12 protein-coding genes are annotated in these 13,340 nt (G+C 46.8%); 11 read left to right on the forward strand and 1 reads right to left on the reverse strand.

The genetic code is table 11. From position 1 onward, the window contains the following. Positions 1-403: 403 nt before the first annotated feature. The 11 genes from STSP1_RS09310 (at position 404) to STSP1_RS09360 (ending at position 11,900) form a co-directional block, all read left to right on the forward strand. Entirely contained in the window at positions 404-1,699 is a 1,296-nt protein-coding gene (locus tag STSP1_RS09310; RefSeq protein WP_085756078.1) for a transposase, read from the forward strand. Positions 1,700-2,067: 368 nt separating this feature from the next. Next, positions 2,068-3,144: a prephenate dehydratase gene (gene pheA / locus STSP1_RS09315; RefSeq protein ID WP_085756079.1), complete on the forward strand. Its 1,077-nt coding sequence runs from the start codon at positions 2,068-2,070 to the stop codon at positions 3,142-3,144. A gap of 54 nt (positions 3,145-3,198) precedes the next feature. Beyond that, positions 3,199-3,969: a triose-phosphate isomerase gene (gene tpiA / locus STSP1_RS09320; RefSeq protein ID WP_085756080.1), complete on the forward strand. Its 771-nt coding sequence runs from the start codon at positions 3,199-3,201 to the stop codon at positions 3,967-3,969. A 122-nt stretch (positions 3,970-4,091) separates the two neighbouring features. Continuing rightward, positions 4,092-4,619 (forward strand): preprotein translocase subunit SecG, encoded by a 528-nt coding sequence (gene secG / locus STSP1_RS09325; RefSeq protein ID WP_085756081.1) that lies wholly within the window; start codon positions 4,092-4,094, stop codon positions 4,617-4,619. Between the two features lie 103 nt (positions 4,620-4,722). Next, a complete protein-coding gene (locus STSP1_RS09330) occupies positions 4,723-5,604 on the forward strand; it encodes a YicC/YloC family endoribonuclease (protein ID WP_085756082.1) in 882 nt (293 codons plus the stop codon). Continuing rightward, entirely contained in the window at positions 5,594-6,148 is a 555-nt protein-coding gene (gene gmk / locus STSP1_RS09335; RefSeq protein WP_085756083.1) for a guanylate kinase, read from the forward strand. Before STSP1_RS09330 ends, gmk begins: the two co-directional genes overlap by 11 nt. Positions 6,149-6,164: 16 nt before the next feature. Then, the gene (locus tag STSP1_RS09340; RefSeq protein WP_085756084.1) at positions 6,165-6,368 is read left to right on the forward strand and encodes a DNA-directed RNA polymerase subunit omega; all 204 of its coding nucleotides are present in this window, start codon (positions 6,165-6,167) and stop codon (positions 6,366-6,368) included. A gap of 11 nt (positions 6,369-6,379) precedes the next feature. Further along, on the forward strand, positions 6,380-6,928 hold the full coding sequence (locus STSP1_RS09345; protein ID WP_085756085.1) for a flavoprotein: 549 nt from the start codon (positions 6,380-6,382) through the stop codon (positions 6,926-6,928). 267 nt (positions 6,929-7,195) lie between these two features. Next, complete coding sequence (locus STSP1_RS09350) at positions 7,196-9,445, forward strand: S41 family peptidase (RefSeq protein ID WP_161491697.1); 2,250 nt, start codon at positions 7,196-7,198, stop codon at positions 9,443-9,445. 23 nt (positions 9,446-9,468) lie between these two features. Further along, positions 9,469-10,788 carry an alkaline phosphatase family protein gene (locus STSP1_RS09355; protein WP_085756087.1) on the forward strand — a complete coding sequence of 440 codons (1,320 nt, stop codon included), beginning with the start codon at positions 9,469-9,471 and terminating at the stop codon, positions 10,786-10,788. After that, positions 10,764-11,900 (forward strand): MalY/PatB family protein, encoded by a 1,137-nt coding sequence (locus STSP1_RS09360; RefSeq protein WP_085756088.1) that lies wholly within the window; start codon positions 10,764-10,766, stop codon positions 11,898-11,900. Before STSP1_RS09355 ends, STSP1_RS09360 begins: the two co-directional genes overlap by 25 nt. A gap of 27 nt (positions 11,901-11,927) precedes the next feature. On the opposite strand, the gene STSP1_RS09365 is transcribed toward STSP1_RS09360, so the two are convergent. Continuing rightward, on the reverse strand, positions 11,928-13,340 hold the full coding sequence (locus tag STSP1_RS09365; RefSeq protein WP_085756089.1) for a sulfatase family protein: 1,413 nt from the start codon (positions 13,338-13,340) through the stop codon (positions 11,928-11,930).

Here is a 13,340-nt window from a genome sequence, read left to right on the forward strand (position 1 = left end):
CCTGAGGCGGATGGCAGGGTAGCGAGTGGCAAAATCATTAGAGAAAAATCAGCGCTGATTAGCGGCTAATCTTGCATTAAAAAACCTTAGCGTATCTTAGAGCTGCTCAGCGGCTAATAAATCTAAGCGGAGATTAGCGGCTGAAAACGGCTTTGCCAAAAAATAATGTCGCACACTTTGGGGGAGCCTTTCGGTTTGCACGTAAGTTATTGAATTTAAAGGCTTAGTATTTGGCTTAAAAACATTTTTATCCATTTTTTGAATGCTTCAGGCCTAAAGTTTCGTCGCATAGTCAAAAAAAAGTTAAATTTTACCCCATCAAACAGCAAAAAAAAGTGGTAAGTCCCCTGCGTATATTTTAAAATATACAATTCACAAGTAATTAAAACAGAAGGACTTACCAATGGCTATTATACAAAACAAATATTTATTTTCATGGGAAAATTTAGAAAATTCCAAAGATTTAGAACGCCTTGAGTTTGTGCTTTCTCATCTGCCGGATGAAAAATTAATGCGTTCACTGGAGAAAGTTCGAGGCAGGGGCAGAAATGACTATCCCATCCGGGCAGTTTGGAATTCACTTCTGGCAGGATTTGTCTTTGAGCATAACAGCATAGCTTCCCTTCGCAGGGAGCTCAGCCGCAATCCCTTGCTCCGCCAGCTTTGCGGTTTCAATCCGGCATTGGGGCAATCGGCAGTTCCTTCAGATGATGCATACACAAACTTCTTTAAGCTGCTTTCAAAACACGAAAATAAGCTTTCAAATATTTTTGAAAATCTTGTATCCAAGCTTTCTGAAAAGCTTCCTAATTTTGGAAAAGATGTCGCTATTGACGGCAAAACAATTCCAAGTCTTGCAATCAAGGAAACAGATAAATCTTCTGATGACGGGCGAAGAGACACCGATGCCGACTGGTCAGTAAAGAGTTACACTAACAAAGAAGGCAAGGTTACTAAAAAGGTAAGCGTTTTTGGCTATACTTTGCATCTACTCGTAGATGCAAAGTACGAGCTTCCTATTCAGCGAAAGGTAACTCCAGGAAATGAATCAGAAGTAAAACAGGTAGAAGAAATTGTTGGCAGCTGCAACCCCAAGGTCAAAGATAAAATTGAACACTTAATTGCAGATAAAGGCTATGACTCTGGAGATCTTAATAAAAAGCTTTTACGCAAAGATGGTATTAAGGCAGTGATCGACTCCCGGGAAATGGGAAAGGCTGACTACTGGCCTGTAGATGATTCCTTTACTGTTTTTTACGATCAGAAGGGCAGAGTTTACTGCCGCCAAAAAGGCAACTTAAAACTGAAAAATATGCCATTTGCTGGCTTTGAAAAGAACAGAGAGACCCTCAAATACCGCTGTCCCGTAAAACATTACGGGATTGGCTGCCCTAATGCCGAGAATTGCAGTATAGCTTCGAGTATCAGAATCCCCTTAGCCCTTAATCCCCGCATATTTACAGCCGTAGCCAGGGGCAGCCTGAAATGGGAAAGGCTTTATAAAAAACGCTCCTCAGTAGAGCGTACATTCAGCAGGCTTGATGTATCTTTTGGATTTGAAAATCACTACATAAGGGGGCTGGAGAAGATGAGGACTCGTGTAGATATGGCACTGATAACTATGCTTGGCATAGCTTACGGCAGTGTTATGGAAAATAAGCATAAAAAAATGCGATCACTTGTAAACTGCAGAGCCTGAAAAATCTAAAATTCAAGCATCTTAAAATACAACTGCGGGAGAAGTGCATCCAAATACCCGCGTTAAAAGTAAAATAACTGTAATTGCAACACAAATAAAACAAATTGCCGTTAAATCAGAATGAATGTCAACCAGAAATGTCTAAATAGTCCGTGAAAAAACTGCCGAAAAATGCACAAACCGAAAGGCTTTGGGGGAATTGGGGAGCGTTTTTTGTTGACTAAAAAACGTTTTTTTGTTATAAGTCCGTGGTTTGCTGGGGACATTTTGCGCTTTATGCTCAGGATCCCCTGCTATTTAGTATGTTTTATTCGCAGAAGTACTGTATATAGAAGCTTCCGGCAGGCTGCAAAGCCCGCAGGTGTATTATGGAACTTGAAGAGCTCAGAAAAAAAATAGATCAGATAGATGCCCGTCTCGTGGAGCTAATCAACGAGCGTGCGGAGGTAGTCGTTGAGGTAGGCAAGTTTAAGCGCCGCAGCGGCAGCGTGCCTGTGTATGCGCCTGACAGGGAAACGCAGGTTCTATCGAAGATATGCGAGCTGAATAAGGGGCCTCTGCCGGATAAAACTCTCGTGGCAGTATGGCGTGAGCTTATGAGCGGGTCTTTCTTCATTGAAAGGCCTCTGAGGATATCGTTTCTCGGTCCGGAAGGGAGCTATTCGCATCAGGCTTCGATGAAGAAATTCGGGCAGAGCGTGGATTATCTGCCGCTTGCAGATATCAGGGGTGTTTTTGATGAGGTTGCCCGCGGTCAGTGCGATTTCGGTATGGTGCCTGTGGAGAATTCCTCGGGCGGAGGCGTTGTGGAAACGCTTGATGCCTTCCTCGAAACCCGCATTATGATCTGCGCAGAGATGGAAATGCCCATACACCACAACCTGCTCGCAAAATGCAGGCTTGAAGAGATCGAAAAGATATACTCAAAGCCCGAGGTGTTTGCCCAATGCCGCAACTGGATTACAGAAAACCACTTTGAGGGCAAAATAATCACCGAGGCCTCTACCGCCAGGGCAGCAGAGCTTGCCGCACAATCAGATAATTGCGCAGCTATAGGCTCTTCGCTGGCCGGCAGGATATACGGGCTGAACGTGCTTTACGAGAAAATCGAGGACAAACCGGATAACGTAACCCGCTTTTTGATTATCTCGAGCCGAGATACGCCCAAAACAGGCGACGATAAAACGGCGATAGTTTTTACAACGCCTCACAAACCCGGGGCATTATTTGATGTGCTCGGTGTGTTCGATAAATACGACATAAACCTGACAAGAATAGAATCTCGCCCGAATAAAACGAGGAACTGGGAATACCATTTCTTTGCAGATATAAACGGGCATAAGACCGATGAGAATATTATCAAGGCGCTTGAAAAACTTCACGACAGGACTATACAGGTTCAGATACTCGGCAGTTTCCCGAGGTATACAGGTGAGACGGATTAGTAAACAAAACTTTACAGATATGAATTTTAAAATAGATAAATGGAGCAAATTATAATGAGAAAACCATTCATAGCAGCCAACTGGAAGATGAATACAGACAGCCAGTATGCAGTGGAGCTCGCTTCAGGGCTTGAGAAGGCAATCGCAGATGTGAAGGGCGTGAACGTAGCGGTATGCCCGCCTTTTGTTTACCTTCAGTCTGTTGCGAAAAGCCTCTCTGTTGATGGAAACGTTGCAGTTGGATCGCAGGACGTATATTTCGAGAGCAACGGGGCATTCACAGGCGAGATAAGCTGCGAGATGCTCAAGGATGTATGCTGCTCATACGTTATCACAGGCCACTCAGAGAGAAGGCACGTAATCGGCGAGAGCGATGAGCTTATCAACAAGAAAACCATAGCCGCTCTTGAGGCAGGCATCAAGCCTATCCTCTGCATCGGCGAGCTTCTGGAAGAAAGAGAAGCCGATAAAACCAGTCAGGTGTGCGAGAGGCAGCTTCGTGAAGGGCTCAAGGGCATCAGCGAAGAGCAGCTTGCAGAGGTAACCATAGCATACGAACCGGTTTGGGCTATCGGCACCGGCAAAACCGCCACCTCGCAGCAGGCTCAGGAAGTTCACGAGTTTGTAAGAGGCGTTATCGCAGACCTTTACAGCAAGAATGCAGCGGATAATATCATCATTCAGTACGGCGGATCTGCCAAGCCTAAGAACACAAAAGAGCTTATGAGCTGCAAGGATGTTGACGGCCTTCTCGTAGGCGGGGCAGGGCTCAAGGTTGACAGCTTCTCGGAAATGGTGAAAATAACCGAAGAGCTCTATAAGTAAGTATAAGGGGATTCTGCCTTTATACGCTTTCAGTTAGTATTTTAATGATATAATAATAGCCTTGCGAACTGCACTTAACAGGTTGTTCGCCGGCCTTTGAAGGAAATTTTAAAGGATAACAAATGCTTCTACCATTTGCCAAAGTACCGGTAATAATGAGTATCATTGCGGTGATATGGGCTCTCTCGGGTCTTCTGCTGATACTTATCATCCTTATCCAGAAGGGTAAAGGCGGAGGGCTTGGTTCTGCCTTTGGCGGGGCTGGTTCGACGAGCCTGCTCGGAACTAAAACCGGAGACTTCCTTACGTGGGTAACGATAGGGCTTGTCTCGGTGTTCCTTATTTTCAGTGTGGTGATGGCCAAATATTACCGCCCGACGGATCTGGAACAGCTCAAGCAGGAACAGCCTGACATTGAGGCTGTGGATGAGTCTATGCTTATAGATGAAGAGGCTGAAGAGTCCGGCCAAACGGAAACTGGCGAAAATGCTGAGCAAACTGGTCAGGAGCTTCAGAGCGAGCTTGAAAGTACGGCTGATGATGTTCAGCAGTCTGCAGAGCAGTCTGCCGGCGAGGCAGAAGAGCAGCTCAAATCCATTTCCGGCGAGGCCGCTGAAGAGGCGGCAGAGCAGCAGGATAATACTGAATAAAGCTGCTTAAAAGTGAAAAAAACAATTACAGGGGCAGCAGTGAGAAAACTCTCTGCTGCTCGTGTAGTTTGAAATAAGCATTCATTGATTTAAAGGTTCTGAAATGCTTTACAGTATGACAGGTTACGGCGAGGCCTATCTTGAGAGCTGCGGGATGGCTTTTTCCGTGCAGGTTCGGGCGGTAAACAATAAATTTCTCAAAACCAGCCTGAAGCTCCCGGAAACTCTTTGCTTTCTGGAAGAACGGATTGACAAACTGCTCAGGGGGCATTTTACAAGAGGCTATATAACCCTCACGCTCTCTGTTAAATCACTCGAAGAAAAGCCCCTTATAGATTTCAATCAATCTGCCCTGAACTACTATATAAAGCAGCTCAGCAGCTATTCTGATAAGAGCAGTATGCTCAGGATCAACGCCGCAAATCTGCTCCATCTCCCGGGCGTGATAGAGCCTTATGAGATTGATGATGAGCAGAAGGCGAAAATCAATGAAGCCGCAGCGGAGCTTGTAGCAAAGGCCTGCGATAAACTCACAGCTATGCGAGGCGAAGAGGGCGCAGAGCTGAAAAAGGATCTGCTGAAAAACTGCGATGAAATCGAGTCTTTCCTGAATGATATTGCAGGGAAGGTATCTATAGTGGTTAAGGAATACACAGAGAGGCTCAGGAAAAGAATCAATGAGCTTATGAAGGATGCCAAGATAAGCGTTGATGAGAATACTCTCATCCGTGAAACGGCAGTCTTTGCAGACCGCTCTGATATCTCGGAAGAGGTTTCAAGGCTCAAATCACATATAAAGCAGTTTCGTGATATCTGCCAGAAGGGCGGGGGCGTTGGCAAACGTCTGGACTTCCTTGCTCAAGAGATGTTTCGTGAGGCAAATACGATAGGCAGCAAGGCCTCGGATGCGGGGATATGCCAGCTTGTTGTGGATGTAAAAAGCCGGATAGACAGAATTAAAGAACAGGTTCAGAATGTCGAGTAAGGGTAAACTGTTTGTAGTCAGCGGACCGAGCGGGGTAGGTAAGGGCACTATCGTAAGAAGGCTCGATAAAACTGACGCTGTTCTGAGCGTATCAGCTACCACAAGACAGCCCGGCAAGGGCGAGAAAGACGGCATTGATTACTGGTTCATTTCCCGCAGCGAATTCGAAGAACGCATCGAAAAGGGGATGTTCCTTGAATATGCCGAGGTGTTCGGGAATCTTTACGGAACCCCCACAGACAAAACGCAGGAGGCCGTGGAGAGCGGGAAAAACGTTATTCTCGAGATAGATGTTCAGGGCGGACTGCAGGTAAAGAAAAAGTGGCCGGAGGCGGGGATGATCTTTATAATGCCGCCCGATATGCTGGAGCTGGAAAAAAGAATAAGAAACAGGGCCAGAGACAGCGAAGAAACTATAAGAAAAAGGCTCGAAGAGGCAGAGAAAGAGATTGAAATCGGTAAAAAAAATTACCAGCATTTTGTAGTTAATAACGTGCTGGATGAAGCCGTAAGCGAAGTACAGGAAATAATAAACTCACATTAAATCAGAGGTCTTTATTATGATTGAAGCACTGAAACGGGATGAAATATATCGCAAGGTAGGCGGGAGCTTTAAGCTTTCAGCTCTTATTCAGAAGAGGATGCGGGAGCTTATGGACGGCGCCCGCCCGCTTATCGAGGATACTGTAGACAAAACAATGATAGAGATCGTTGTGGAGGAGATCCTCGAAGATAAAATTACATACGAGATAGAAGAAGATTAGCAGGCAGTTTTATGCAGGGCAAAAACATACTTCTCGGAATAACAGGCGGTATTGCGGCTTACAAATCAGCGGACATCGCTTCTCGCCTCAGGAAAAAAGGTGCATTGCTGAAAACGATTATGACTGAAAACGCCTGCAAACTTATCCAGCCCAAACTCATTGAGGCTGTAAGCGCAGGAGCTGTTTATACCTCCATGTGGGATTCAAAAGAAAATATTATAACCCATCTGGACCCTGTAAACAGCAGTGATTTGATTCTTGTGGCCCCTGCTACTGCAAATATTATCGGCAAAATGGCCTCCGGCATCTGCGATGATCTGCTCAGCTCGGCCTTATGTGCAGGCTGGGAGAGGAATCTTTTTATCGCTCCTGCCATGAACAATAATATGTGGAGCAATCCCGCAACTCAGAGGAATATAAAGCTCTTGAAGGATGCCGGAGTAAGAACTATAGGTCCTCAATCCGGCCACCTTGCCTGCGGGACAAGCAATATAGGCAGAATGTCAGAGCCTGAAGAGATTGTAGAAGAGCTTTGCAGATTCTTTGGTGAAGATGAGTAAAGCCCGGCCGGAAATTTGTCTGTTTCTTAAAGCTTGATATGAATCATACCATAATTATCTGCACAATACTAAGGCTTATAAGCTGATTTCTGCCGGAAGAATTTCAAAAAGCTGCGAACTGAGAGGAAAAATCGGCATAGATAATAGGAATACTTATTATGAGTCTGCCGAAGGCAGATTTTTTTAAAGTCCAAAAAGCTGATTGTCATAAACAGCTCTATCTGTAGAATACTCTGTAAAATGTTAACATTAATTTCGGGTTTTATCGTGAGAAACAGACTAAGCATAATTGCTGCAAGCATCCTTATTGCCTTTACTGCTGCGATGGCCGGCGAAGACTTAAACTCAGCCTGCATCGCAATTTCAGAAGGAAACTTCAGCAAGGCGGAGAAAATAGCCCAGAACAGCTCTGAAGATGGTATTGCCAAAGTTCAAACGCTCCTGAGCAGCTACGAAGAGTTTTCCGGCAGGCGTGAGAAATTTCGTAAAGATAAGTACGAAGAAAAGCAGAAAGAGCTTCAGGAACTCATTGACGACTGCCTCAAGGGCGAGCTGTCCAATATGCTTAAGCTTGAGGAATTTGCAGAGCAGTACGTTGAGAATAAAGAAAAAGAGCAGGAATCTCAAGAGGAGCAGGATTCTGAGAACCCTGAAAACATAGCGCCTCCCGCAGCGCAGAACAGCACTGATGAAGAGGAAAAAGACAGCGAAACAGAAGCGCTTATCGATTTCTTTGTGGCTGTAAGCAATATCAAAGAATACGCCACAGAAGCCCAGCAGAAAAAGCTGCTAAGCAGTGAGCTGATGGAAAATCTCAAGGAAGCATCAGTTTCAAAGGCTATGGAGCTGGAGGATGAAGGCAAGTGGGCAGAGTCTTACACCGGCTGCTACTACTGGCTGAACACCCTCTACGAAGAAAATGAGGAGTATGAGAATAAGGCAGATAACCTGCTTGAGAAAATGACAGTGAAAAGCAGCTTCATTGATTCCCCCTGCGAGACAGCCGAAAACAGGGCAGAGGGCATTGAGCTTATTATGCTCAAACGCACGATCAAAGTGCTTACATACACCTACATCACCCCGCTCGATTTCGAAAAAATGCTTCATACAGGGCTGGACAGATGTATCACGGTTGCAGAGGTGCTTTCTTTCCCCGATGAAGATATTGCTGTGAGTTTTGATAAAAGCGGGATCAATGATTACGTTGCAGGAGTGCGGAAGATAAAGGATAAGTACACCTCCTCCATACTCGAGAATTATTACCATACGCAGGTTTTTCAGGCATTCAATGAAGTGCTGGCTTTGAACAAGAAAACTCTTAAGCTCCCTTCTGAAGTTTTGATAATGCAATTCACCGAATCGGTTCTCAGTGAGCTTGACCCATACACAAATATTGTATGGCCTTTCTTCGTGAAGGAGTTCCAGAAATCGATCACTCAGGAATTTTCCGGCATCGGCGTGGAGATAAGCAAGGAAGGCGGAAGGCTTATAGTAAACAGCCTGCTTCCAAACACGCCGGCATTCGGTTCCGGCCTTGATGCAGAAGACGTAATACTTGAGGTGGACGGCGTGTCCACTGAGGGAATGAGCATAAACTGCGCTGTTTCGAAGATAAGCGGCCCCGAAGGCACTGCCGTGAGCCTCAAAGTGCGGCACAAGGGTTCGGACAAAACCGAAATCATAGAGATTGAGAGAGGCAGAATTGTTGTTCCAACGGTTAAGGGCTGGAAGAGACAGAAAGAGGAAGACTGGTCTTACCTGATAGACGAGGAAAATAATATAGGCCTCATCCGCCTTACGAGCTTCTCAGAAGCAACAACCGAGCAGATGAAAAAGGCTATTAAAAATATGCGGAAAGACGCCCTCAACGGCTTGATATTAGACCTCAGATACAATTCCGGCGGGCTTCTTTCCACAGCGGTTGACATCGTTGATATGTTCATTGAAAAAGGGCCTGTCGTGAGCACAAAGCCGCGAATGGGGCTTCCCGAGGAGCATTTTGCACAGCACGAGACATTCCTGCCGGACTGCCCGCTTGTGGTTCTGATTAACGAAGGCTCAGCTTCGGCATCGGAGATTGTATCAGGCGCCCTCAGCGATCCGAAATACGAACGCGCTACGCTGGTTGGCTCAAGGACATACGGCAAGGGAAGCGTTCAAACCGTTACAGCGGCTCCGGGCAAAGGGGCTCAGCTAAAATATACGATGGCCTTTTATTACCTGCCTTCAGGGCAGCCTGTTAAAAATCGATATCAGCTTGAGAAGATGGGCAGGAAAGACTGGGGCATCGCTCCGGATGTGAAGCTTGAGATGTACGGAAGCGAATTCGAGGACTACTTTGATGTGCAGCAGGGCAATGACATATTAGTTCAGGATGGTCATGTCTTCAGTGAAGATGAAGACCGAAAGAAGAAACACAGTGCAGAAGAAACAGTGAACTCTGATCCTCAGCTTGAGATGGGACTTATAGTTTTGAAAGCCAAAATGCTTGCTGAGGGTATGGATGTGAATTTTTAATTCATCGTTTAGGGAGGCGATCAATGAGCGGCAAAATTGTTCTGGTAGGACTTGACGGAGTACCTGTAAAGGTTATTGAGAAGTACGTTGATATGGGGATTATGCCCAATATGGCAGAGCTCGTCAGGAAGGGGGCGTTCCGCCAAACATCCTCCGCTATACCTGAAGTCTCGAGCACCGCTTGGTCTTCTATAATAACAGGCAAAAACCCGGGAGAACACGGGATATACGGGTTTACCGAGCTCAAGCCAAACTCATACCAGCTCACTTTTCCAAATTACAAAAACCTCAAGGCCAGCCCCTTTTGGGATGAATGGCCAGGTGAGTCTGTTATAATCAATGTCCCTGCTACTTATCCTGTGAGAAAGATGAACGGGGCACATATCTCGGGCTTCGTGTCTATAGACATCAACAAAAGCGTTTACCCGCCTACAATCCTCGACGATATAAAAAGCTACGACTATCGCCTTGATGTGGATTCAAGAAAAGCTCACGAATCAATCAACGCTTTTCTGGATGATGTTGAGGCAACGCTGGATGCAAGAATCTCTGTGTACAGGTATCTCTGGAACGAATACAACAACTGGCAGAACTTTATGCTCGTTTTCACCGGCACAGACAGGCTTATGCACTTTTTATTTGATGCTTTTGAAGATGACAATCACCGCTGCAGCAGCGCTTTCACTCTTCATTTCAGCAGAATCGATAAGATTATAGGTGAGATTGCTTCGATGATGAGCGAGGATGATCTGCTTGTGCTTATGTCCGACCACGGTTTCGAGAAGCTTGATTACGATGTTTATGTGAACAACTTCCTTTCCAAAAACGGCTATCTTGAATTCGCAGGCAAGCCCGGCTGGGAAAACATTGCCTACCACAGCAAGGCTTTCGCCCTCGATCCTGCAAGGATATATATAAATCTCAAAGATAAGTACCCGCAGGGCAGCGTTTCCAGATCGGACAGGCCGAAGGTCTCGGAGGAGCTTATGGAGCTGTTTGCGGGCTGGAAAGTTAACGGCAAGAAGGTTGTCAAGGATATCTATCGCGGGGAGGATATATATCACGGGCCTGAGGCCAAGCACGGCCCGGACATAGTGCTCGTTGGCAACAGCGGCTTCAACCTCAAGGCATCTTTCGCAACAAATAAAATCTCATCCAAGGGAATATTCACAGGCAAACACACGCAGGATACCTCTTTCGCCCTGTTCTACGGCCTCAAGGATGAATCGATATTGCCCGAGAATCTGTCAATAGAGCAGATTATCCCAGCTATTGAGAAGGACAGAGCAATTAATTGCAAAAGCAGCCCGGGGCGGAGATGGAGCCAGACTTTGACAGAATAATCGATAAATCCGGCACTTATGCACTGAAGGAATACAAATACCGCAAAAGTGAGTGTTTGCCGATGTGGGTGGCGGATATGGATTTTGCCTGCCCGCCGGAGGTGCTTGAAGCTGTAAGGCAGAGGGCAGAGCATCCGATTCTCGGATACACCGTTGCCAAAGAGCTGGACGAGATCATCGCAGAGAGGATGGCGGAGTTTTACGGCTGGCAGATTGATCCGGATTGGATTGTCTATACGGCAGGCGTTGTATCTGGGCTGAACTGCTCCTGCAGGGCAGCAGAAAATCGGAGCAGAGCTGCAGTAAACACGCCGATTTATCCGCCGTTTTTGAGCGTTCCGCCTTTTCAGGGTATGAACTTGGAGAAAAGCAGGCTCACCCTGAACGCAAGCAGATGGGAGATAGACTTTGATAACCTTCGCCAGACACTCTCAGGCGGGGATTCACTGTTTATATTCTGCAATCCGCACAACCCTTCAGGCAGATGCTTTAAACGCAGCGAGCTTGAAAGGATTGCCCAGATTTGCCTCGAAACCGGCGCACTGCTCTGCAGCGACGAGATACACTGCGACCTTCTCTTGGGCGAAAGCGGGCATACACCAATCGCCTCTATCGGCAGGGAAATAGAGCAGAACTCCATAACGCTTATGTCTCCATCGAAAACCTTTAACATTGCCGGTATGATGACAGGCTTTGCGGTTATACCAAACAGAAAGATAAGGCAGAGGTTCGCCTATGCCAAAGAAAACCTCTCCTCTCATCCGAATGTATTCGGAATTAAGGCTGCTAAAGCTGCCTATCAGCATGGCGAAAGCTGGCGGAAAGCCCTGCTTGAATACCTCACGCAAAACCGCAATCTGGTAACCGAAAGGCTCAGCAAATACGGCATTGTTCCAGCCGAGCCTGAAGCCACATACCTCTACTGGCTGGACTGCACGAAAACCGGCCTCGAAAACCCGCACGCGCATTTCGAAAGATATGGCGTTGGGCTTTCAGACGGCAAAGATTTTGATGCCCCGGGCTGGGTGAGGCTCAATTTTGCCTCGCCGCGCAGCATTCTGAATCTTGCTCTTGAGCGCATAGAAAAGGCCCTGAATAATCAGAGCCTTTAAGGTAAAAATTAGAGACGTTAAATTGCTTTAGTATATGTGATTAAGATCTCTGGATGCTTCAAGAGCCTCCATTGTGTCAATAGGTGCGCCCGGGTCGTTTTCATCAGCCATCCACTTATCTAACCTGTCGCTGAGCCTCTGCTTAATCGTTGCGTATTTCGGGTCTTCGGCGAGGTTGTTTAGCTCGTACGGGTCATCGGTTGTCTTGTAGAGCTGTTCTGCAGGCCTGCGGACGTATCTCTCCACAAGGTCGTACATATCTTCATTGTTGAAACAGTTAGACACCCACGAATGCCAGTAGTCCATATTCCCCATCAGGTGTTTCTCGATGTAAATCCTGTCTGGACTGAGGTTGCGGATGTATCTGTACTGCCCGTCGAAAACGGTTCTTATAGGATACGGAGGCCCTTCCGGCACGTTGTTGTGAATCCCGAAAACGTAGTCGCGGTGTTTGTTTGTATTGCCCTTTATCACCTCGAGGAAGCTGCTTCCGTCAAACTTGAACTGCTTCGGATTTGCTCCGCCAAGATCGAGTATCGTAGGCAGGAAATCGCAGTACTGAACTAATGCATCTGTTCGCTGGCCTGCCGGCGTAACTCCCGGCCAGCGGGCTATCAATCCTGTATGCACTCCGGTATCCCAGTTTGTCCATTTGTTCCCCGGGAACTGTGAGCCCTGCTCTGAAGAGAAAAGCACAAGTGTATTGTCGGCCTTGCCGGTTTCCTCAAGAGCCTGAAGCACATCGCCCACCTGCGAATCCATATAGGTTATCTCTGCGAGATACTTCCCGAAATTCGTGCGGGTTTTAGGTGTATCTGCAAGGTTTGGCGGGAGCTTTATATCATTATTCGGATACTGGCTCGCATCCCCCATAACCCACGGGACATGCGGCTCAACAAGGGCCACAGTAAGATAGAACGGAGCAGAATCGTCTTCCATAAAACGCTTTATATATTTGGTATCGTGAGGCTGGGTGGGATTTCTCACGCAGTTTTGATCGAAGCCGTTGAGGAATTCAAACGGAAAGATAGATTCCGGTCTGATATGCCTCTTGCCTGCAAGCCCTGCACGGTATCCCAGTTTGTCGAGATAGTGCGGCGCTGTTTTTATGTCCGGCCTGCAAAAAGAATGATTCCAGCTCGCACCATTGCTTACTGGATAAAGCCCGCTTTGAAGCTCAGACCGGCACGGCAGGCACATCGCTTCTGAGAGATATGCCTTATTGAATACTAACCCCTCGTTTGCAAGTTTGTTGATGTTAGGCGTTATCGCATTCTGCCCGCCGTAAATCGGCAGGTCGTTGTAGGTGCAGTCGTCTGCCATTATCAAAAGCACATTAGGGCGAGAATTATCCGCCGAAGCTGCTTTGCTGAGCGTGCCTCCCGCTGCTGCGGCCACCGCTGAGCTCAGGGCATATTTGAGAAAATTCCTTCGTTTCAT

It is taken from the genome of Sedimentisphaera salicampi (genome assembly GCF_002117005.1).
Classification (GTDB): Bacteria; Planctomycetota; Phycisphaerae; order Sedimentisphaerales; family Sedimentisphaeraceae; genus Sedimentisphaera; species Sedimentisphaera salicampi.